19 protein-coding genes and 1 pseudogene are annotated in these 23,259 nt (G+C 42.4%); 9 read left to right on the plus strand and 11 right to left on the minus strand.

Annotation, left to right across the window (positions count from 1 at the left end; genetic code table 11):
• The first annotated feature begins 246 nt into the window (after nt 1-246).
• The 3 genes and pseudogenes from QSH61_RS24425 (at nt 247) to QSH61_RS09745 (ending at nt 2,189) form a co-directional block, all read left to right on the plus strand.
• Nucleotides 247-438 carry a hypothetical protein gene (locus tag QSH61_RS24425; protein WP_502935071.1) on the plus strand — a complete coding sequence of 64 codons (192 nt, stop codon included), beginning with the start codon at nt 247-249 and terminating at the stop codon, nt 436-438.
• A 160-nt stretch (nt 439-598) separates the two neighbouring features.
• A pseudogene (locus QSH61_RS09740) lies at nt 599-1,273 on the plus strand (IS3 family transposase); the annotation flags it as partial.
• A 595-nt stretch (nt 1,274-1,868) separates the two neighbouring features.
• Nucleotides 1,869-2,189, plus strand: a complete 321-nt coding sequence (locus QSH61_RS09745; protein WP_010604838.1) for a hypothetical protein — start codon at nt 1,869-1,871, stop codon at nt 2,187-2,189.
• 74 nt (nt 2,190-2,263) lie between these two features.
• Here QSH61_RS09745 and pyrF read toward each other — a convergent pair whose 3' ends face one another.
• From pyrF to gyrA, 9 genes are all read right to left on the minus strand, one after another.
• Nucleotides 2,264-2,974, minus strand: coding sequence for an orotidine-5'-phosphate decarboxylase (gene pyrF, locus QSH61_RS09750; protein WP_010604839.1), 711 nt, complete (start codon nt 2,972-2,974; stop codon nt 2,264-2,266).
• 28 nt (nt 2,975-3,002) lie between these two features.
• A complete protein-coding gene (locus QSH61_RS09755; RefSeq protein WP_010604840.1) occupies nt 3,003-4,139 on the minus strand; it encodes a lipopolysaccharide assembly protein LapB in 1,137 nt (378 codons plus the stop codon).
• A 2-nt stretch (nt 4,140-4,141) separates the two neighbouring features.
• On the minus strand, nt 4,142-4,405 hold the full coding sequence (locus tag QSH61_RS09760) for a lipopolysaccharide assembly protein LapA domain-containing protein (protein ID WP_010377035.1): 264 nt from the start codon (nt 4,403-4,405) through the stop codon (nt 4,142-4,144).
• A 17-nt stretch (nt 4,406-4,422) separates the two neighbouring features.
• Nucleotides 4,423-4,713, minus strand: coding sequence for an integration host factor subunit beta (gene ihfB, locus QSH61_RS09765; RefSeq protein WP_010377033.1), 291 nt, complete (start codon nt 4,711-4,713; stop codon nt 4,423-4,425).
• A gap of 61 nt (nt 4,714-4,774) precedes the next feature.
• The gene (gene rpsA / locus QSH61_RS09770; RefSeq protein ID WP_010604841.1) at nt 4,775-6,442 is read right to left on the minus strand and encodes a 30S ribosomal protein S1; all 1,668 of its coding nucleotides are present in this window, start codon (nt 6,440-6,442) and stop codon (nt 4,775-4,777) included.
• 96 nt (nt 6,443-6,538) lie between these two features.
• Nucleotides 6,539-7,255, minus strand: a complete 717-nt coding sequence (cmk, locus tag QSH61_RS09775; protein ID WP_174168821.1) for a (d)CMP kinase — start codon at nt 7,253-7,255, stop codon at nt 6,539-6,541.
• Between the two features lie 254 nt (nt 7,256-7,509).
• Nucleotides 7,510-8,790, minus strand: coding sequence for a 3-phosphoshikimate 1-carboxyvinyltransferase (gene aroA / locus QSH61_RS09780; RefSeq protein ID WP_206473193.1), 1,281 nt, complete (start codon nt 8,788-8,790; stop codon nt 7,510-7,512).
• Nucleotides 8,790-9,872 carry a 3-phosphoserine/phosphohydroxythreonine transaminase gene (serC, locus tag QSH61_RS09785; protein ID WP_102056857.1) on the minus strand — a complete coding sequence of 361 codons (1,083 nt, stop codon included), beginning with the start codon at nt 9,870-9,872 and terminating at the stop codon, nt 8,790-8,792. The genes aroA and serC overlap by 1 nt, the downstream gene beginning before the upstream one ends.
• A 211-nt stretch (nt 9,873-10,083) precedes the next feature.
• Nucleotides 10,084-12,756, minus strand: coding sequence for a DNA gyrase subunit A (gyrA, locus tag QSH61_RS09790; RefSeq protein WP_206473192.1), 2,673 nt, complete (start codon nt 12,754-12,756; stop codon nt 10,084-10,086).
• 265 nt (nt 12,757-13,021) lie between these two features.
• Between gyrA and ubiG the strand changes: the two genes are divergently transcribed.
• The 5 genes from ubiG (at nt 13,022) to yfaE (ending at nt 18,473) form a co-directional block, all read left to right on the plus strand.
• Entirely contained in the window at nt 13,022-13,732 is a 711-nt protein-coding gene (gene ubiG / locus QSH61_RS09795) for a bifunctional 2-polyprenyl-6-hydroxyphenol methylase/3-demethylubiquinol 3-O-methyltransferase UbiG (protein ID WP_174168818.1), read from the plus strand.
• Nucleotides 13,729-14,376, plus strand: a complete 648-nt coding sequence (locus QSH61_RS09800; protein WP_174168817.1) for an HAD family hydrolase — start codon at nt 13,729-13,731, stop codon at nt 14,374-14,376. The genes ubiG and QSH61_RS09800 overlap by 4 nt, the downstream gene beginning before the upstream one ends.
• A gap of 355 nt (nt 14,377-14,731) precedes the next feature.
• Nucleotides 14,732-17,017, plus strand: coding sequence for a class 1a ribonucleoside-diphosphate reductase subunit alpha (nrdA, locus tag QSH61_RS09805; protein WP_174168816.1), 2,286 nt, complete (start codon nt 14,732-14,734; stop codon nt 17,015-17,017).
• A gap of 53 nt (nt 17,018-17,070) precedes the next feature.
• On the plus strand, nt 17,071-18,201 hold the full coding sequence (gene nrdB, locus QSH61_RS09810; RefSeq protein ID WP_010604850.1) for a class Ia ribonucleoside-diphosphate reductase subunit beta: 1,131 nt from the start codon (nt 17,071-17,073) through the stop codon (nt 18,199-18,201).
• Nucleotides 18,201-18,473: a class I ribonucleotide reductase maintenance protein YfaE gene (gene yfaE / locus QSH61_RS09815; RefSeq protein ID WP_010604851.1), complete on the plus strand. Its 273-nt coding sequence runs from the start codon at nt 18,201-18,203 to the stop codon at nt 18,471-18,473. Before nrdB ends, yfaE begins: the two co-directional genes overlap by 1 nt.
• Nucleotides 18,474-18,544: 71 nt before the next feature.
• Here yfaE and QSH61_RS09820 read toward each other — a convergent pair whose 3' ends face one another.
• The gene (locus tag QSH61_RS09820) at nt 18,545-19,069 is read right to left on the minus strand and encodes a YaeQ family protein (protein WP_039495785.1); all 525 of its coding nucleotides are present in this window, start codon (nt 19,067-19,069) and stop codon (nt 18,545-18,547) included.
• Nucleotides 19,070-19,243: 174 nt separating this feature from the next.
• Here QSH61_RS09820 and QSH61_RS09825 point away from each other — a divergent pair, with 174 nt between their 5' ends.
• The gene (locus QSH61_RS09825; protein WP_206473190.1) at nt 19,244-21,697 is read left to right on the plus strand and encodes a TonB-dependent receptor; all 2,454 of its coding nucleotides are present in this window, start codon (nt 19,244-19,246) and stop codon (nt 21,695-21,697) included.
• Between the two features lie 68 nt (nt 21,698-21,765).
• Here the strand turns inward: QSH61_RS09825 and QSH61_RS09830 are convergent, their stop codons facing one another.
• Nucleotides 21,766-23,193, minus strand: coding sequence for a M1 family aminopeptidase (locus QSH61_RS09830; protein WP_206473188.1), 1,428 nt, complete (start codon nt 23,191-23,193; stop codon nt 21,766-21,768).
• Nucleotides 23,194-23,259 lie beyond the last annotated feature (66 nt).

Raw genomic sequence — 23,259 nt, forward strand, 5'->3', positions numbered from 1 at the left:
TCAATGTACAATCTTTGAACAACCCTCTTATTTTAATAGCCGGCTATTTACAAAACCGTATAAAGTGGCGAGTCACTAAAGCTCTCCCCACGCTATCACAGTGTGTACAGCACTAGAAAACGACTCACTGATCTGATCCAAAACTTTTGGACACCTCATTAAGTGAGTAAACTAACTCGTAGAGGTGAAAATAACGTCCCCAAAGAAAACCAGAAAACTTATTCAGCCGAATTTAAGTAAGAAGCCTTGAAGCTGGCGACCAAAATTGGAATTGCACAGGCTGCACGAGACCTCACTGTTTATGAATCTCGGCTCTATGCTTGGCGTAATGTCGGGAGCGCAGAGAGTGCCAAGTTAAGACGCCAGTTGGCTGAGCAAGCTAAGGAATTAGAAATCTTAAAAAAGGCGGCCACCTACTTCGCAAAAAACCAAAAGTAACTCGATTTGAGTTTATGAAAGACAACTGCGGGTCATTCTCAATACACAGGATGGCCTATATATTGTCCGTGTCGCCAAGTGGGTATTATTTATGGCTAAAATCGTGCCAGCAGCTGAGTAAGCGCAAGCAAGCCCGCGATACAAAAATTAAAGATGAGTTGAGCGGGACAGTGCTCGACGCATTCCAGCTGAGCTTGAAGAGCAAGGTGAGAAGTATGATATTAAAACCATTATGTGCAGCATGGAGCGCTAAGGGCTTGTAGCCAAAGCGGCCCGCAAGTTTAAAGTTACAACGTACAGTAAACATTCATTGCCTATTGCACCGGATTTGCTTGAGCAAGACTTTATCGCTGATGGGCCAAATCAAAAATGGGCAGGCGACATCACCTATTTAATAACGAGCGAAGGTTGGCTCTATTTAATTTAGCTTTCATCACCGATTTATATTCACGGTCAGTAGTTAGTTGGTCGATGAGTAAGCGCATCACATCAATCTTGGTGTGATGCTCTAAAAATGGCGCTTTGGCGACGCGACAAGCCCAAGGAGTTATTGTTCACAGTGACCGTGGCAGCCAGTATTGCTCTCATGCTAATCGGAATATGATTGAGCAGTACGGATTAACTCAGAGCATGAGCCGCAAAGGTAACTGCTGGGAGCGTCAACGCTTGTGTTGAGAGCCTCTTCCATTCACTGAAAGTTGAGGCGGTTCAATACGAACCAATTATGGATCGTTAAGCGATGTTTCAGCAAATACTTGAGTACCTAGAAATTGATTACAACAAAAAGAGAAGGCATAGTGTTATTGGCTATCTAAGCCCTGAAAGATTTGAATAACTGAAAGTAGCTTAATGAAGTGTCCTGTTTTACTGGATCAGATCACTTTTTTAGTTATGAGTTTAACGTTGCAGAGACAGACCAAATACAGAGGAAGAGCCAGGTACCACAGCCGTTTTCATATATGTGGCGAAAGATCTTACTGAACTTATCGAAAGCAAAATTAAGAGATTAAGAATCTGTTCTTACGGAAACATTCAGCGCTTCTTGAAAGCGACAGAAAATAAATAAAATAATTTACACATCGATTAATAAGAAAATACAATGATCACGATGGAACAATATTTTTATTGGCTTTTTAGTTTCTTTGATCAGTTTTATCGTTGCTGTATCGATTAGCAAACAGGGACATAAGCTAGTTCAACCTTGGATAAAAGCCATCGTGTTACTAACATCAGTACTTTCGTTTTTTATCTGTATGTCTATACTATCAAACCTATTCTCAAATGCGGTTATGATAAGTAAAGCCGCGGATCAGGCGATCATATTTATACTATTCGGTTTTGGGATCTACAAATTTATAGCACATACTAAAGCCAAAAGTCGCCAGTAAAATCAGATCAACATTTATCGCTGAACATAACAAGGAGTTGGAATGCGTGAAGAAAACCGACAAGTCCCACAACAATTGGGTCAATATCTGTATCAACAAATTAAAGAGCCGTGGAGCGAAGCGCGACTCGTATTGGACTATCATGACGACAATATGCCGAGGTGTTCCGCTTTCTACTATGACACCAGCACTCCCAAACAAGCACATGTCATACCTGTAAGTGATGAAATTTCCGTCCTTTTTCTAAGCTTGTTCGAAAATGCGACAGCAAATCAAGAAGAGAACTGGCAAAAGGCTATTTTCTCAGTACAGCGCAGTGGTCAATTTAGTTTGAACTTTGAAACTACGGAAAATGAAGATTAAGTTAAAATCTAACGCTTCGATTAAACTGGTCTCGTAAATTGAAAGAGGCCAACAATAATGTTGGCCTCTCATGTTTAAAGCGAAGCAATACTTTGGTTAATTGCTTCCAGAGCTCCTGCTGGATTGTCAGCTTTAGTGATCGGACGCCCTATCACTAGATAATCACTACCCGCTTTCACTGCTTTTTCAGGGGTCATAATACGTTTTTGATCGCCAGCATCAGCACCTGCTGGTCGGATACCTGGTGTCACAAGCTTAAATTCCTCACCGAGTTGAGCTTTTAAAAGTTCGGCTTCTTGCGCAGAACAAACCACGCCATCTAGACCTGATTCTTTCGCTAATTTTGCAAGATATAGCACTTGCTCTTGAGGTGTCTTTTCAATTCCAAGCTTTAGTAGCTGACCTTGATCCATACTAGTTAATACGGTCACAGCAATAAGTAGCGGCGCTTTATCACCGTATGCTGCCAACGCTTCTTTTGCTTTTGACATCATTTCATGGCCGCCGCTGGCGTGAACATTTACCATCCACACGCCAAGTTCAGCCGCAGCAGTTACCGCTTTTGCAACTGTGTTTGGAATATCGTGAAATTTTAGATCTAAAAATACATCAAAATTCATATCTACCAGTTTTTTTACAAACTGAGGGCCAAAATAGGTAAACATCTCTTTACCTACTTTCAATCGGCATTCGTCAGGTGAAAGCTGAGAAACAAATGATAATGCAGCTTCTTCATTATCATAATCAAGCGCAATCAAAACCTTTTTTAAATCTTGTGTCGACATAGTTACCCTATTTGGCCAAATTAAAAACCTAAAAACCGTCTAACCCACGGCTCGGAGCAAGTGACTCCCAATGTTTGCAGGAGGGACATAACCAGTACATTGTATGACTTGTAAACCCACAATGACCACATTGATAATTCGGCTTAGTTGCAATATAAGACTTTACCAACTTATCTATTTCTTGTAGTACGTGATCTATTTTAGCATCTTTGCCACTAATGAGTTGCAGCAAATAACTAAAGCCCCTAATTGATGGTTCACGCTTTAAACTATCAGTTAGAAACTCTATCGCCTCAGAAATATGACCTTTTTGGACTAATCCTTGGCAGAACTTAATTCTGATCAGCACTCCTCCTTTTTCTAATAGCTCGGAGACTAACTCAAAGAATTGCTCATGAATATTTAATTTAACATAACAAGATTCAAGGTCTTCTATTACTAGTGGCGCCATAAATACAAATTGGCTCACGAGCTTTCGCCAATAATATATACACTTCACGTAATCGTCGTGTTTGTATGCATCTTTGCCCATTTCATACAAGGGTCTTACTGTTTCATGCGCGAGCGCTGTCGCTTTTTCGAATAAGCTTGGATTCTTTTCTTGATTTGCAGCTTCACAATAGAAGTTTGCAATAGTCGCGCAATGAGACGACTTTTTAAAAAGCTCAGGATGCGCTTCATACATATGAACGCCTTTTCGCCAATCTCTAGTTTGAGAGTATAGGTTTAAAATTGGATCGAGTGCATCCTTAAACCCAAGCTTTACAAGAATGACTAAGTGTTCTTCAGCGCTATCCAATAGACCGGCTAAGACGTAATCTTGAGCAAGCTCTAGACGACAGGACTTCACCACTTCTTCGTCTAGATTAGGTTGTTTAAGTAGTAGCTCATGAATTTTTATCGCTCTATCTAACTCTCCCCGCTTTCTAAAGAGCGATGCGAGTGTTAAATAATGGTCGACGGAGTCTGCTGAGACTTCAAGTAACTTTGTGAGGTGTTCAAGACCCTGATCTTCTTCCCTATCCAGTAGGAATTTTAGGCCTTTACTGTATTCTGAGGTAATTTGTCTACTTTGCTCTAGGGCTTGATTCTTAGCACTATTTTTACCCATAACATAACCGTAAGCGGCAGCTACAGGTAGTAATAAAAACAGTAGCTCGATCATAACTAGCGTTCGGCTGCTTGACTAAGCTTACTATTACTTTTTTTTAGGCGATGATTTTGCCATTTAAGCTTAGATAAAACCGACGCTGTTACAAGTAAACCAATAATTATCCCAAGAGCTAAGCAAATACTCATTAAGGTTGCGAGTGGTAACTCTGCACTTGCAATTACAAAATTGACATTAACAACTTGTGGATTTTGTGTTCCAACTAAAAATGCAATCAGTATGGCAACAACAGCTAATCCCTTTTTCAATACTGCAACCAAGTTTAGCTCCGTTAGACTTAATTATTTAAGCTTTCGTTTACTCTATCGCGCAGCTCTTTGCCTGGCTTAAAGTGTGGTACGTATTTACCATCCAATTCTACTGTCTCGCCCGTTTTAGGATTACGGCCAGTGCGAGGAGAACGGAAGTGAAGCGAGAAACTACCAAAGCCACGGATTTCGATACGTTCCGAGTCTGATAATGAGCCAGCCATTTGTTCAAGGATTTCTTTTACCGCATTCTCTACATCTTTAACAGGAACGTGAGCGTGCTGCAGTGCAAGTTGTTCTATCAATTCAGACTTTGTCATAATGTTTCCTTTAGTGTAAAAGGAAGGGCTGAGCGCCCTTCCTAGTTTAAAGACTGATTAATTAGTCTTTTTGAGCATTTTTGAAAGCTGCAGCCATTGCGTTTTCGAACGCAGGCTCATCTTTCTTAAGCTTCTCTAGTACTTCTTTTTCTTCAGCTTCGTAGATAGCTTTAACTGATAGGCTGATAGTACGGTTCTTACGATCAACACCTACAAATTTAGCTTCGATTTCGTCGCCTTCAGAAACAGCAGCAGTCGCGTCTTCAACACGCTCTTGCGCGATGTCAGCTACACGGATGTAACCTTCAACGCCTTCGATTAGCTCAACAGTTGCGCCTTTAGCATCAACTTCAGTCACTTTACCTTTAACAATAGCACCTTTTTTGTTGGCGTCTAGGTAGTTAGTGAATGGATCAGCGTCGATTTGCTTAACGCCTAGAGAGATACGCTCACGCTCTGGGTCAACTTGTAGAACGATAGCTGTGATTTCGTCACCTTTCTTGTACTCACGTACAGCTTCTTCACCTGGAGTGTTCCAAGAGATGTCAGATAGGTGTACAAGACCGTCGATACCGCCGTCAAGACCGATAAAGATACCGAAGTCAGTGATAGACTTGATCTTACCAGAAACTTGGTCGCCTTTGTTGTTAAGACGAGCAAATTCTTGCCAAGGGTTAGCTTTACACTGCTTAAGACCTAGAGAAATACGACGACGCTCTTCGTCGATTTCAAGAACCATAACTTCAACAGTATCACCTAGTGAAACTACTTTTGAAGGGTGGATGTTCTTGTTAGTCCAATCCATTTCTGAAACGTGTACTAGACCTTCAACGCCTTCTTCGATTTCAACGAAACAGCCGTAGTCAGTTAGGTTAGTTACACGACCAGTAAGCTTAGCACCTTCTGGGTAACGACCAGCGATAGCAGCCCATGGATCTTCGCCAAGTTGCTTAAGACCTAGAGAAACACGAGTCTTCTCTTTGTCGAACTTAAGTACTTTAACGTTGATTTCGTCACCTACGTTCACGATCTCTGAAGGGTGCTTAACACGCTTCCAAGCCATGTCAGTGATGTGTAGAAGACCGTCAACACCACCTAAGTCTACGAATGCACCGTAGTCAGTAAGGTTCTTAACGATACCCTTAACTTCTTGGCCTTCAACAAGGTTTTGAAGCAGCTCTTCACGCTCTTGTGAGTTCTCAGACTCGATAACAGCACGACGTGAAACAACAACGTTGTTGCGCTTCTGGTCTAGCTTGATTACTTTGAACTCTAACTCTTTACCTTCAAGGTGAGCTGTGTCGCGAACTGGACGTACATCAACAAGTGAACCAGGTAGGAATGCACGGATTGAATCAACTTCAACTGTGAAACCGCCTTTAACTTTACCGTTGATAACACCAGTAACAGTCTCTTGCTCTTCACAAGCTTTCTCAAGACGGATCCAAGCTTCGTGACGCTTAGCTTTTTCACGAGAAAGGATAGTCTCACCGAAACCGTCTTCGATTGCATCTAGTGCAACGTCTACTTCGTCGCCTACTGCAACTTCTAGTTCACCAGCAGCATTTTTGAATTGCTCTGCAGGGATTGCACTTTCAGACTTAAGGCCAGCATCAACAAGAACAACATTGTTCTCAATAGCGATTACTGTACCTTTAACGATTGAGCCTTGCTCAACTTCAAAACCCTGTAGGCTTTCTTCAAATAACTGCGCAAAATTTTCTGACATACTAAATACGTCTCTATAAAGTTAAATTACCAATTAGCAACCATGCTGCATGGGGTTATTAAATAAACACTAGCTTCCTGCCTGTGTCATTATAAATTACTTAGGTAAACAGCTTTTTGGAAGTTTACCGGCCACAATGGCGTCTTGAATAAAAGACATAACCTCTTTGAACACTTGCTCAGCATTATGCTCAGTTGTATCAACAACTATCGCATCGCTAGCAGGAACTAATGGGGCAACCTTGCGATTCATATCGCGATCATCGCGAGCTTTAATGTCTTCTAACAGACCACTTAGTGTAACATCATGGCCTTTCTCATTCAACTCAACAAATCGCCTGCGAGCACGCTCTTCTGCACTTGCAGTCAAATAAATTTTAAGTTCAGCATCAGGGAATACCACCGTTCCCATATCACGTCCATCAGCAATTAGGCCAACTTCAGTTCTAAAAGCGCGCTGACGTCGTAACAATGCTTCTCTCACTCGTGGCAATGCCGCAATTTTTGACGCAGCTGCGCCTACTTCTTCATTGCGAATAGTGTTAGTAACATCTTCACCTTCAAGTACAATTTTGCTTTTTTTAGTTTCTTTATCGATAGAAAACTGTACATCCAAATTGGCAGCGAGTGGGACTAAACCCTCTTCGTTATCAGTTGCAATTTGGTGGTGTAATGCCGCTAACGAAAGCACGCGATAAATCGCACCGCTATCCAACACTTCCCAATTTAATGTTTCAGCTAACAAGCGACAAACAGTTCCTTTGCCTGAACCACTTGGGCCGTCTACGGTGATAACTGGCATAGCTGCCTGCATTTAGACCTCCTAAAAATGCTCACCTGAATTTGACGGCGCATAGTATACGTCAATTTGCTGAATATATCCTTATTTACCTGTCATTTTTTGTTATATCTCAAATTATTAGTGCAACGAAAAATGCTATACGTCAGGTGCGAACTGGCTTTGATTGAATAAAACTCAATCAAACACCCGTGTATTTGACTTTGTTAAGATTGACTATTTTAGAGAAGATTTTAAGGTGTTGAAGATCTTCAACACCTTGGATGAAATTAATACTGACTAATGCTTTTTAACACTGAAAAATAGGTTGGGAAGGTTTTTGCAGTACATTTAGGGTCGTTAATCGTGATTGCTTGGCCACCCACAGCAACCATCGAGAAACACATCGCAATACGATGGTCATTATATGTGTCTACATCCGTGAAATTAAAATTAGCCGGTGGTGTAACTTCGATAAAGTCGTGCCCTTCTACCACTTCAGCACCTACTTTTTTAAGTTCAGTCGCCATGGCAGCTAGCCTATCGGTTTCTTTCACGCGCCAATTGTAAATATTACGAATTGCCGTTTTACCTTTTGCGAATAGTGCTACAGTTGCAAGCGTCATCGCCGCATCGGGAATAGCGTTGGCGTCAATGTCCACACCATTTAGCTCACCTTTTCGGACAACGATACGCTCATCATGCCAATCAATGTCTGCACCGACTTGTTCCATCACTTTGGCAAAACCGATATCACCTTGCACACTTTGTTTACCCACTCCCTTTATTTCAATTTCACCACCTGCGATTGCAGCTGCAGCAATGAAATAAGAAGCTGACGAGGCATCCCCTTCGACCATAAGTGTTCCAGGAGATTGATACTGCTGGCCTGCTTTCACCACAAAATGTTGGTAATCGTGGTTTTCGACATGAACCCCAAAGTGCGCCATCACGCCAATGGTAATATCAATATAAGGCTTTGAAACCAGTTCACCTTTAATCGCAATATTCGTATCGCCACTAAAAAGCGGTGCTGCCATCAATAATGCAGTTAAGAATTGGCTTGAGATACTGCCGTCAATCTCAACTTCACCACCAGCAAGTTGCTTACCTGCAACTTTTAACGGCGGGTAGTCTTTGTTTTTGAGATATTGAATATCGGCACCAAGCGTTTGCATGGCATCGACAAGATGGCCAATTGGGCGCTCTTCCATTCGTGGCTCACCAATCAGTTCATAATCACCGGGTATAGCTGCAAGCACTGCTGTTAATGGGCGATATGCTGTACCAGCATTGCCTAAAAATAGCGGCTCAACGGGGGTGTGAAAGTTGCCACCATTTCCTTTGACCAGTGCCACCGTATTATCGTCTTCTAACGTTACTTCAACGCCTAACTGGGATAGCGCACCTAACATATGGCGGATGTCATCGCTATCCAATAAGTTCGTCACTTTTGTCGTGCCTTCGCACAATGCTGCAAGCAACAAAATACGATTTGATAAGCTTTTAGAGCCAGGTAGCGTCACACTGCCACTGACTTTAGTAATAGGCTTGAGGGTCAATTGTTCCATCAACAGTTCTCCCGTGCGAATTTATCCATAAATGCAACTAACGCTTTGATCCCTTCAATTGGCATGGCGTTGTATATACTAGCTCGCATACCGCCAACAAAACGGTGGCCTTCAAGTGCAATTAAACCGTTTTGTTCTGCCTCTGCCAAGAATTTAGCATTTAGGCTGTCATCATTTAACCAAAATGGTACGTTCATCAATGAGCGACAATGTTTTGCAACTTTGTTTGAATAGAAGTCAGAGCCATCGATGTAATCGTATAAAATGGCTGCTTTTTCTTGATTGTGCGCTTCCATAGCTTTAACACCACCAATGCTTTCAAGATACTTGAATACCTCAAACGCAAGATACCATGCAAATGTCGGTGGTGTGTTGTACATGCTTTGCTGATCAGCCTCAATGGCGTAATCAAGGATAGCAGGTCTTGGCAGCCCTTCACGCTTCAATAACGTCTTACGTACAATGGCGATACTGAGACCCGAAGGACCGATATTTTTTTGCGCACCAGCATAGATCAAATCAAAGTCATCGACGTTAATTTCACGAGATAAAATATTGGAAGACATGTCCGCTACAATTGGTGCGGTTGCATGCTTTGGAACGTCAAATATTTCAATACCATCGATGGTTTCGTTTGGACAATAGTGAATATATGAAGCGTTTTCTGGTAGCTTCCACTCAGAGACAGGTAAAATATCGAATTGACCATTTTCGTCAGTACGAATATTAATCGCATGCGTTTGCGTGAATTTTTCACCTTCTTTCGTCGCACCGGTAGACCAGATCCCGTTCTCGATATATACGCCAGGTACACCATCAACATGTAGATTTAGCGGTACAGCTGCAAAGTGACCTCGGCCACCACCATGCATAAACAGGACTTCAAATTCATCAGAGATGTTCATCAAACGACGTAAGCTGGCTTCACACTGCTTCGCCATCTCCAAGTAAGGCGCTGAACGATGGCTAACTTCCATCACCGACACGCCTAAATTTTGCCAATCTAAAAATTCTTTTTGCGCTTTTTTCATAACTTCAACAGGTAACATCGCAGGACCCGCGCAAAAATTATAAACCGTCATATTTTTCCTCATTCCAAATAATCTAGATCATCCAAAGAATAGCGTTATTCTCATGACTTTTTGGATGAACAGTGGGCTGCCCGACTAAAACGTCGGATTGTTGGTAGCCTTAATTTATCAGGCTTCAGGCTCTTGTCATAGAGGAACAGATTGAAAAAATTGACAGAAAGAAAAAAAGCGACCGAAGTCGCTTTTTTTTGGATAGGGTTTTTTATTCCTCTGCGTCAGGTTCCGCAGCCGGTGTTGCTTCACCTTCAAACTCTGCAACATCACCTTCAGGCAACGCTTCCACTTCAATTTCTTCGATGCGTTGAAGACCAACTACCTTTTCTTCTTCCATCGTACGGATCAGAATAACACCTTGGGTGTTACGGCCTACCGTAGAAACTTCGTTTACACGCGTTCTAACTAGCGTACCACGGTTTGAGATCAGCATGATTTCATCGTTGTCATCAACTTGAACTGCACCAACCACAGAACCATTTCTTTCAGTTACTTTGATTGACACAACACCTTGTGTTGCACGGCTCTTCGCTGGGTACTCTTCAAGCGGTGTACGCTTACCATAACCATTTTCAGTTACGGTCAAGATTGCACCATCGCCTTGTGGTACGATTAGTGATACCACTTTCACGTCATCTGGCATCTTGATACCACGAACACCTGTTGCTGTACGGCCCATCGGACGTAAAGCCAACATTTCTTCGCCAGTTTCAGGATCACGCTTCACTTCACCTGTTTCAGAATCTCGCTGCTTCTCGTTAAAGCGTACAACTTTACCATGCTCAGTAAATAGCATGATGTCATTTTCACCTGTGGTGATGTTAGCACCGATCAGGCTATCGCCTTCGTTCAAGTTGATAGCAATAATGCCACTTGCACGCTGACGGCTGTATGCAGTCAGAGGTGTTTTCTTAACGATACCACTCGCCGTCGCCATGACGATAAACTTATCTTCTTCGTATTCACGAACCGGTAAAATTGTCGTAATACGCTCATCAGCTTCGAGTGGTAACAAGTTAACAATTGGCTTTCCGCGCGCAGCACGTGATGCAAGCGGCAGCTGGTAAACTTTCAACCAATACAAGCGGCCAGAAGTGGAGAAACAAAGAATTGTATCGTGAGTATTTGCAACGAGTAGACGTTCGATAAAGTCTTCATCTTTCATCTTAGTTGCAGATCGCCCTTTACCACCACGACGCTGAGCTTCGTAATCGCTAAGAGGTTGATACTTCACATAGCCTTCGTGAGAAAGCGTAACGACAACGTCTTCTTCGTTGATCAAATCTTCTAAACTGATATCGTGCGCAGCAGCGGTGATCTCTGTGCGACGCTCATCACCATACGTTTCTTTGATTTCAACTAACTCATCGCGGATCACTTCCATCAAACGCTCTGGAGTAGAAAGGATGTACAGTAGCTCAGCGATAAGATCGAGTAGTTCTTTGTATTCTGCTAGAATTTTCTCGTGCTCAAGACCTGTTAATTTGTGTAGTCTTAAGTCTAGGATTGCTTGGGCTTGTTGCTCAGACAAATAGTACTGACCATCACGGATCCCTAATTCTTGCGCTAACCAATCTGGACGCGCAACATTTTCTTCGCCAGTGCGCTCAAGCATTGATTTAACGTTACCAAGATCCCAAGCTCGCGCAGTTAGCGCCGCTTTCGCTTCCGCTGGTGTTGGTGACTTACGAATAAGCTCAATGATTGGGTCAATGTTAGCTAGCGCAATTGCGAGGCCTTCAAGCGTGTGCGCTCGGTCTCTTGCCTTACGCAGGTCAAATACAGTACGACGCGTTACAACTTCACGACGGTGAATAATAAACGCATCAAGCATTTCTTTCAGGTTGAAACACTTAGGCTGGTTGTTGTCTAGTGCAACCATATTGATGCCAAACACAGTTTGTAGTTGTGTTTGAGCATATAGGTTGTTTAGTACAACCTCACCGACTTCACCACGTTTGATTTCAATAACAATACGCATACCGTCTTTATCCGACTCGTCGCGTAGTGCACTGATCCCTTCAACCTTTTTATCTTTAACAAGCTCTGCAATTTTTTCGATTAGTCTTGCTTTGTTAACTTGGTAAGGAATTTCATGAACGATGATGGTTTCTTTGTTGGTTTTCTCATCGACTTCGATTTCAGCTTTCGCGCGGATATAGATCTTACCACGGCCTGTTTTATAGGCTTGTTCGATGCCGTTTTTACCGCTAATGATGGCGGCAGTCGGGAAATCAGGACCCGGAATATAGTCGATTAACTCTTCAATGGTGATGTCTGGATTCTGGATCACAGCCAAACAGCCATTGATCACCTCAGTTAAGTTGTGAGGTGGAATATTGGTCGCCATACCAACCGCAATACCAGATGAACCATTCACCAATAAGTTAGGCACTTTAGTTGGTAACACATCTGGAATTTGCTCTGTACCATCGTAGTTTGGTACATAATCAACGGTTTCTTTTTCAAGGTCAGCAAGCAACTCGTGAGCGACTTTCGCCATACGTACTTCGGTATAACGCATCGCAGCTGCAGAGTCACCATCGACAGAACCAAAGTTACCTTGTCCATCTACGAGCATATAGCGTAGAGAGAAAGGCTGAGCCATACGTACAATAGTATCGTAAACCGCGCTATCACCATGCGGGTGATATTTACCGATTACGTCACCAACTACACGAGCTGACTTTTTATAAGGTTTGTTCCAGTCATTTTTAAGTTCATTCATCGCGAACAATACACGACGGTGAACAGGCTTTAGGCCGTCACGTACGTCAGGTAATGCACGACCTACGATTACACTCATTGCATAATCTAGGTATGAATTTTTTAATTCATCTTCGATATTGACTGGCAGGATTTCATTGGCGAGATCAGACATTTGACTCCACTTTCCTTCAGTGTCCACCCCTTTTGTGTCACACTACAACTTGTGTTGAGATGCTATCTGAATAGCAAATTGCTTTTTCTGCTGAAGCGCCAATTAAACGCACTTCAAAAAATAGCCGAATTGCCTCAGAGTATCAGCGGGGGCTTTGTTTATTATAAAATTCGTCAAGCATGCTAACACACTTTTTACCGTTTTACAGGTGCTATTTTTATCTAATCCCCTTTATAATGCGCTCAATTCGACGAGGAAGTTTTTTATGACCGAACATCAAAATGTAGACCCTAATGAAATCGCTAAATTTGAAGAAATAGCAGAGCGCTGGTGGGACCGAGAGGGAGAATTTAAACCATTACACGACATTAACCCGTTGAGGTTGGACTTTATTAACGATAAGTGTGAAGGCCTATTCGCAAAAACAGTATTGGATGTCGGTTGTGGTGGCGGGATTTTAACAGAAAGCATGGCTAAGCTAGGTGCAAATGCAACCGGTATCGATATGGGGCAAGAGCCGCTTAACGTCGCAAAGCTCCACGCATTAGAGGTCGGCGTTAACGTAGACTATCAAAAAGTGCCAGCGGAAGAATTCGCAGCCATGCACCAAGGTGAGTTCGATGTAGTAACTTGCATGGAAATGCTAGAACACGTACCAGACCCAGAATCCATTATTCGTTCAGTCGCACAGCTAGTTAAGCCCGGCGGTCATGTATTTTTTTCTACCTTAAACAAAACTACAAAAGCGTATTTACTGGCTATCGTCGCCGCAGAAAAACTGCTTAAAATGGTTCCTGAAGGCACGCATGAGCATGATAAATTTATTCGCCCTTCAACCTTAATTGATTGGGCTGAAAAATACGACCTCAAAGTTAGGGCGGCGACAGGGGTTAACTACAACCCTATCGGCAAAACATTTACCTTAACTAAAGACGTTTCAGTTAACTACATTCTACACTTTGAGAAGCTGGCATGATCCAGGCGGTACTATTTGATTTAGACGGCACCTTGCTGGATACCAGTGATGACTTGGGAGCCGCACTAAACCACGTTTTAGCTGCTAATAAAATGCCTACTGTCGGCAAACAGGTTTATAGCAGTGCGATTTCAAACGGCGTAGCAGCGATGTTGCAAGTAGGATTTGGTGAGTCATTAAAGCACTACGACATTCAAATATTACGGCAGGGTGTACTCGACTACTACCTGGCGAATTTATCAGTACATTCCCAATGCTTTGCGCAAATTGGTGAGTTATTAGCGGCACTTTTAGAAAAAGAGATTCAGGTTGGGATCATGACGAACAAACCTGAGTTTTTAACACTTCCGCTACTAAAACAGATCCCTGAACTTGCAAAGATCGAGACAGTAGTATGCGGAGATACACTGGCGGTGGCCAAGCCTCATCCAGAACCTTTGCTATTAGTGGCTTCAAAATTGGGGATTTCGCCAGAGCAGTGTATTTATGTTGGCGATGCTGAGCGAGACATTATTGCTGCAAAATCCGCAAAAATGATTAGTGCAGCAGCAATGTGGGGATTCATTCCATCTGAATCCGAAGCTAAGTCTTGGCATGCGGATCTCTATCTTACTAACCCATTAGACACGTTATCGCATATTTAGTGTCGATAAAAAAATAAAACACCATATATTGTGTTTTTGCTATAATAGATACGAATTTGTGTAGAAAAAAATCAGTTAGAATTTTTTTTTATTTTTGCTGAAAAGCATCATCTTTTTGTTGATTTTTCTTTGTGGGCAGATAAGTGGATTGTCATAGGTTAGTGGGTACTTACATAAATAAATTATCCCAAACTTATCCACAATTCTGCCCGAGTTGTTCTCTTGCAAATTCACGTCAACCCCACTATCTTGTGATCCCTAGCCACTAGGGCACCATATATAGTGGTGGTTTGCTAAACAATTTTATATTCGTGCGATATCTAAAGCGCGTTCCTAAGGAATACAGGCACATAACATGAACCAACAGCTATCTGTATGCAAAAGAAACGGTCGCAAAGAACCGTTAGATCTAGATAAGATCCATCGTGTCATTACATGGGCGGCAGAAGGCCTAGATAACGTCTCAGTTTCTCAGGTTGAATTAAAGTCACACATCCAGTTTTATGACGGTATTCGTACTGGTGATATCCACGAAACGATTATTAAAGCTGCAGCCGATCTGATCTCAAAAGAGTCTCCAGATTATCAGTATCTAGCCGCTCGTTTGGCTATTTTCCACTTGCGTAAGAAAGCCTATGGCTGTTTTGAGCCGCCGCACTTACACGACCATGTGGTAAAGCTGGTTGAAGACAAGCGCTATGATCAGCACCTTCTTACCGACTACACAAAAGCAGAGTTTGATGAGCTAAACAGCTACATCGACCATAGCCGAGATATGAACTTCAGCTATGCAGCCGTTAAGCAGTTGGAAGGTAAGTACCTTGTACAAAACCGCGTAACAGGTGAGATCTATGAAAGTGCGCAGTTCTTATATGTTCTTGTTGCTGCAAGCCTGTTTGCAAACTACCCGAAAGAAACGCGTCTAGATTACATTAAGCGATTCTACGATGCGGTTTCAACATTCAAAATTTCATTACCAACGCCAATTATGGCTGGTGTTCGTACGCCGACACGTCAGTTTAGCTCATGCGTACTGATTGAATGTGCTGATAGCCTAGATTCAATCAACGCAACTTCTTCTGCGATTGTAAAATACGTCAGTCAGCGCGCTGGTATCGGTATTAACGCAGGTCGTATTCGTGCACTAGGTAGCCCAATCAGAAATGGTGAAGCGTACCACACAGGATGTATTCCGTTTTATAAGCACTTCCAAACAGCTGTTAAAAGCTGTTCTCAAGGCGGTGTGCGTGGTGGTGCAGCGACCCTATTCTACCCGCTTTGGCATCTTGAAGTTGAAAACCTATTAGTACTAAAAAATAACCGTGGTGTTGAAGAAAACCGCGTGCGTCATTTAGATTATGGCGTGCAGTTCAACAAAACCATGTATAGCCGCCTAATTAAAGACGACTATATCACGCTCTTTAGTCCATCAGATGTGCCAGGCCTTTACGACGCATTCTTTGAAGATCAAGATAAATTCGAAGAACTGTATGTTAAGTACGAGCAAGATGAGTCTATTCGTAAGAAACGCATTAAGGCGATTGAATTATTCTCAATGTTTGCGCAAGAACGTGCGAGCACCGGTCGTATTTATCTACAAAACGTTGACCACTGTAATACACACAGCCCGTTTGACTCTAAGGTTGCACCGATCCGCCAGTCAAACCTATGTCTTGAAATTGCACTACCAACGAAGCCGTTAAGCCATGTAAATGACCCTGAAGGTGAAATTGCACTTTGTACGCTTTCAGCGTTTAACTTAGGTGCTATCAAGTCTTTAGATGAGCTAGAAGAGTTAGCAGAGCTTGCGGTTCGCGCACTTGATAACCTATTAGACTATCAAGACTATCCTGTTCCTGCTGCGTACAATGCAACGATGGGACGCCGTACACTGGGTATCGGTGTGATTAACTTTGCTTATTATCTTGCAAAGAATGGTGTTAAGTACTCAGACGGTAGTGCTAACGGCCTAACACACAGAACATTTGAAGCGATCCAATACTATCTGATGAAAGCATCGAATGAACTGGCAAAAGAACGCGGCGCTTGTCCTAAGTTTAACGAGACGACCTACTCACAAGGTATCATGCCAATAGATACCTATAAGCGTGACCTTGATAAAGTCTGTGAAGAGCCATTACGCCTTGACTGGGATGCGTTAAGAGCAAGTATCCAAGAACACGGTATGCGTAACTCAACGTTGTCAGCCTTGATGCCATCTGAAACATCATCGCAAATTTCAAACGCGACAAACGGTATTGAACCACCTCGTGGTCATATCAGTGTTAAAGCAAGTAAAGATGGTATCTTGAAGCAAGTTGTACCTGAGTACGATCGCCTCAAGAACAACTATGAACTACTTTGGGATATTCCATCTAACGATGGTTACCTTGCGCTGGTTGGTATTATGCAGAAGTTCATCGATCAAACTATCTCTGCAAATACCAATTATGATCCAAGTAAGTTTGAAGCAGGTAAAGTTCCTATGAAGCTATTGCTAAAAGACTTACTCACCGCATACAAACTTGGTGTTAAAACACTTTATTACCATAACACCCGCGACGGTGCTTCGGATGCTCAAGATGAGATGAAACCAGAAGCAGAAGACGATGGTTGTGAAGGCGGCGCTTGTAAAATATAACTTTTTATGCGGGTGGTCATCACCCGCTTTTTTAGGTATTGAGTAACACATTTATGGCATATTCTACGTTTAGCAGAAATCATAACGACCAATTAAAAGAACCGATGTTTTTCGGACAAACTGTTAATGTATCTCGCTACGACCAACAGAAGTTCCCTATTTTCGAAAAGCTAATTGAAAAGCAATTATCGTTTTTCTGGCGTCCAGAAGAAGTAGACGTAAGTAAGGATAGATTGGACTTTCAGGCACTTCCTGAGCACGAAAGACATATCTTTTTGAGCAACCTAAAATATCAAACATTGCTAGACAGTGTGCAAGGTCGCTCTCCAAACGTTGCACTTTTGCCGATCGTCTCCATCCCTGAGCTTGAAACTTGGATCGAAACTTGGGCATTTAGTGAAACTATTCACAGTCGCTCTTATACTCACATTATTCGTAATGTAACGCAAAACCCTGAGTTAATCTTTGATGACATCGTGGGCAATGACAAAATTGTTGAACGTGCGGATGCAGTGACCAAGTATTATGACGAACTGATTGAAAAGGTAAGCCTTTATAATCAATACGGTGAAGGCAAGCATGAAATTAACGGCACAACGGTCGTCATAAACTTGTTTGAACTGAAAAAGCTTCTGTACCTTTGCATCATGTCAGTAAACATCTTAGAAGCTATTCGCTTCTACGTGAGTTTTGCCTGCTCGTTTGCTTTTGCTGAGCGAGAGCTTATGGAAGGTAATGCAAAGATCATCAAGCTAATTGCTCGTGATGAAGCGCTTCATTTGTCTGGCACACAGCACATGCTGAATATCATGCAAGAAGGCAAAGATGACCCTGAAATGTCTATCGTGGCAGCACAATGCCGTGACGAAGCGATTAAGATGTTTGTTGAAGCAGCTGAGCAAGAAAAAGAATGGGCTGAGTATCTGTTTAAAGACGGTTCAATGATTGGACTAAACAAAGATATTTTGTGTCAATACGTTGAGTACATCACAAATATTCGTATGTCAGCGGTTGGTTTACCAACGCAATTTGAGACCAAATCGAACCCGATTCCGTGGATCAATGCTTGGCTTGTTTCTGACAATGTTCAAGTTGCACCACAGGAAGCTGAGATCAGCTCATACCTTGTTGGACAAATCGACTCTGAAGTTGATGCCTCTGACTTTGGCGATTTCGACCTGTAATGGTTGAAAAGCCATCCTTCCTAATTCAGGTTGAGAATATTGAGGAGCCACTGGAATATGTGGCTTCTTCGTCTTCGATACTCGAAACCCTTGAAGCCGCAAATATTGAAGTCCCCTATCAATGCCGCGAGGGTTTTTGCGGCGCCTGCCGCGCCAAGCTCATTGAAGGACAAACACAGTACGCGAACGAGCCGCTTGCTTTTGTGAGAGATGGGGAAATTTTATTGTGCTGTAGCAGACCCACAAGCCATATTAAAATAGAGTTGCCGTAAATAACCAAAATCCGCGACATAACAACTTGTTCTCTAGCAGCCGTTATCCCGAGTTTAGGTTAACTAGTGCGTTAAATCAGCTTGGTAATTTGAGTACGAATGTAGTGTTCACTATCAGTAACACTCATCGCCCCATTTTCAAAAATCACGTCCCAATGTAAACTTCGCGTCAGCATTTCACACAATTCAGCTACAAAGTCCGTGGGAATACTAAACACAGAGAAAGATCCAATAAACTGTAATTGCGCTCGACGCTCTTCAAACCATTGCTCACCGTCAGCACACAACACTACAACCTTAGCATAAAGCTTTTCATACTTGAGTATCTCATCGACCTCTAAGGTACCAATAAACAAAGCGACTTCAACCTGGTCGTTGTCGTCTTCTAGCCATACGTCCGGCCAATGTTTTTTCTCCGCCTTGCTCCACTTTGCCGGCTTATCAAAAGACAGTGCGCATATCCCAAGCAGTTTCATCGCAAAATGCTCGCTACTTTCTTTTGACAACATGGCGGTAGTAAACGCTTCTTCATGGTGGCTATGGTGAAATAAGTCAGCAACCTTAATCCTTGCCTTGAAAACAAATGGCTTGTTCATTATGTTGTGCTCACTTTAGCTTGTTTCTTAACTATAGCTGTAATTCTAATTTCAACAATAACTAAGTTATAGTATAACGTTATTGATCCGCAAAATTTGTAGTGTTATATTATCACTCTATTAGTCGAACAGCTCACTCGTTCAATACATAACCTAACTCGTGGTAATAAAAATATGTTTAAGCAGTCTCTTATCGCCAGCGCATTAATTTCAATAATAGGTGCAGCGCCAGCTTATGCTGCACAACTAACAGGTAAAGTTGTTGACGCAAACAATCAACCACTTAGTAATGTAACCATCCATCTTCATGGCAAAAGCAAGTCAGTTAAATCAGATAAGAATGGCCAATTTACCATTGCAATAGATGCTGATTCTCAATTACACGTTACTAAGCCTAATTATCTTGATAAACGTGTAGATGTAGATGAAGCCCAAGGATTTGTTCGAGTCGAACTAAAACCAACATCTGTTGAGAGCATTGTTGTTTACTCTTCTGCCCTACATAAAAATAGTATGGAAATGACCTCTCCGGTCAGTGTATTAAGTGGGGATGAGCTAAAAAACCGTGCCAAACCAACACTGGGTGAAACACTAAAAGGCCAACCAGGGATCAATGCTAGTTACTTTGGTCCGGTGAGTTCAAGCCCTATCATCCGTGGTTTAGATGGTCCTCGGGTTAAAATCACGCAAAACGGGTTAGACAGTAGCGATGCCTCGCGCGTTGGCCCAGATCACGCCAACACTAATGACTCGCTGGCTGCGCAGCAAATTGAAGTGCTAAGAGGTCCTGCAACCCTACTTTACGGCTCAGGTGCAATCGGTGGTGTGGTTAATGTTGTTGATAATCGTATTCCGACAGACGTGATCGATAGCCTTCAGGGCGCTGCCGACTATAGCCATGATACCAACTCAAATACCAATACCTTTGCGGTATTATTAGAATCCGGCTTTGACGGATTTAACTTCCATTTCGATGGCGTTAAGCGTAAAGGTGGTGATTATGAAACCCCTAATTTCGCGCTTCCACACGACGAACATGAAGAACACGAGCATGAACATGAAGGCGAAGATCATGCCCACGAAGCAGAAGAGCATGAAACAGAGTACGCCAATCGCGTCGACAATACCTTTATCGATTCTGAGCAATTTAACTTAGGTACAAGTTACGTTGGCGATCATCTGACCGTTGGTTTCTCTTATGGCCGTGTTGATACGGACTATGGCATTCCTGCTCACTCTCATATTGGTCATGACCATGATCACGAGCATGAAGAGGAAGGGCATGACCACGAAGAAGAATCCGTATTTGCTCGAGTAAAACAAGACCGTTGGCAAGGGCTTGTAAATTATGCAGTACACAGTGACTGGCTTGAATCTGTTGGTCTACGTGTCGGCTACACCGATTATGAACACGCTGAAATTGAAGATGGAAACATTGGCACTGTATTTGAGAATGATACAACTGAGTTACGCTTAACGGCAGAGCACCGCTTAGGAGAGTGGCACGGCACTGTTGGTTATCATTTCTCCGACAGCGATTACGCCGCAAACGGTGCAGAAGCTTTCACGCCATCGACCAATACCAAAACGCACGCACTTTATATCCTTGAAGAACGTCGTTTTGGAGACTTCACACTTGAGTTAGGTGCTCGTATTGAAGACTACCAGTTATCAAGCAAAGGCAATCAACTGGAAGCGTACGAAGAAGATCATGACCATGAAGGTGAACACGACCATGATCACGACCACGGCCATGGTGGTAACTTAGATAATGGGTTTATTTCTTATGACCTGGAAATGACCAATCTAAGCTTGTCTATTGGTGGCGTGTACGACTTTGCTGAAGGCCAAAACGTCGCTGTTTCGCTGTCTCGCTCGGAGCGCGCACCATTAACCGCCGAATTGCTTTCAAATGGCATTCATATCGCAACCAGCACCTATGAACTAGGGCTTGGTTATGAGCTAGAAGGTAATCATTTACACTTTGAGCCGCAAGATATCGAACAAGAAACATCAAACAACCTAGACATTAGCTTTAGAAAGTTCTCAGGTAACTTTGGCTATACCGTTAATTTCTTCTATAACGACATCGAAAACTTCTACTATCAGGCATTAACAGACTATATCTATAGTCCAGAGCACGGTTTAGAAGTGGCGGATCATGCACATGAAGGCGCTGTTCCGGTGTTTAAGTTTGAAAGCAGTGATGCCAAGCTATACGGCCTTGAGTTTGATGCCCATTATAAACTAAGCAACTTTGCACGCGTCAAAGTGTTTGGTGACTCGCTGACAGCGAAGTTAGATAACGACGAATATTTACCACGTATTCCAAGCAACAAGCTAGGTCTCGATTACGAGCACAGTTACGAGAACCTAACAGCTAACTTCACGGTGACACATTACTTCAAGCAAGACAACATCGCGAGCTATGAAAGTGAAACTAAGGGCTATACGTTAGTGGATATGTCGTTTAACTATGACTTTGAGTTTATGGGCAGTGACATGGTTGGTTATGTTAACCTTGATAACCTAACAGATGAGCTAGGCTTTGTGCATAGCTCGTTTATCAAAGAGCAAGCCCCTCTTCCAGGTCGTAATATCAAGCTTGGTATCAGAGGCTACTTTTAATACCGATTCCTTTCTTTTATAGAAGCCAAAAAGCTACCTCTTGTGGGTAGCTTTTTTATTTGGATTATTTATATTTTACTACTTCTTATACTCAACGTGATGAAGTTCTCAAAGTTGGTAGCGTCTAAAATATCAAGCGTGAACCTATGGCTATTCACCCAACGAGATAATATCCAATCAATGTTAGGATCTTTCAAATCACGCAGTGCAAGGATAAAGTCGCCTGTTGATGCTCCGCTTTTAACATGTGCTGCATAAAAAGTACGTAGTAAATGATTAAACCTTTCCTCTCCTAGCTCATGATGCAAAAGCGCAAAAAATAGCGCCCCTACCGAATAGGCATTAAGCCCTGCTTTTCCATACTCTTCAAACGCAGTCGTTAAATATTTAGGCTGTTTAACGAACTGGTTTTTTGCTCGTTTTAGTACGTTTGTCATATGCGAGCTTAAAGACACCCTTTTATTCAGCCGTGAATCCGTTAAATATTCTAAAAAGGTAGCCTTACCTTCATTCCAGCGTGGTGAGTAGCTTTCATTCGAACGTGGGTCCCATAGATGACTCAGTTCGTGATACAAACGAGTTACCTCCACAAACCCCTCGCTGTCTTGAATAATTGCGGTAACACCAGCTTGAGCACCAAACCCCTTTGGGATCTCTATAAAGCTAAACTCACCAGTGCTTTGACGTTGACCAAACCAACTTTCATACAATGTTATGGTTTGTTTTGCCTTTTCCATATAGTCAGTTGCATATTTATTTCCCGGTAACGTAAATAGCTTAAAGCCATGCCCTTTTGTCACGGTATATGGTGCGACCATGAAGTCCATTCTCCATGAAGGTTTCTGGTTTTTGTATGAATAAACCTTTCGTCCTTGATCGGTTTCTGTTACGCCTAGTAAAATTCCACCATTTGCTACTACTAAGCCGCTATCCACTTCGATGCTAGCGGTGTAGTTATACAGCTTCTGCCAAAAGCGTGACGCGCGATTGACCCTATCATCAGGCACTGTGATGAGCGGATAAGCATATGCGTCCATACGAATAATAGAAAACAAAGGGGTGATGTCATCTTTAATATAAGCCATCCCAGTTTCTACATACCCCTTTATATGGCCAGAATAATTAACAGTAAAAGTTGTTTGTTGATCGGGTTGGAGCGCCTCAGATAACGATAATTTAATATAATTAGACTGAAATAGTGAGTCATCAATATTACTTACTACTCCTTGTGTATAGTTGAGGGACTTACCCGCTTCCGAAGTGATATCGACAACACTAAGCAAGCGATAAAGTCTTAATGGGATTACTCTAGTTGGTGTTGTTCCTTGATTTTTAACCGTTATCGTTGCGCTGCCAGATAGACTGCTTGTTTGTGTATGTATGTTGAGATTGAGATGATAGTTGGTTGCAAATGTTTCTATTTTTTCAATGCTGGGGAGCTCGCTTGCTGAAGCAGAAATGCAGCTTAGCCACAAAAAAATACGTAGCAAATACATCGTCTATCCTTAATATTATTTTGTTGTTTTAACAAAAATAGAGCGGAAGGCATGTTTTTACTACCA

The sequence above is a fragment of the Pseudoalteromonas sp. JC3 genome (genome assembly GCF_030291895.1).
In the GTDB taxonomy this organism is placed as follows: Bacteria; Pseudomonadota; Gammaproteobacteria; order Enterobacterales; family Alteromonadaceae; genus Pseudoalteromonas.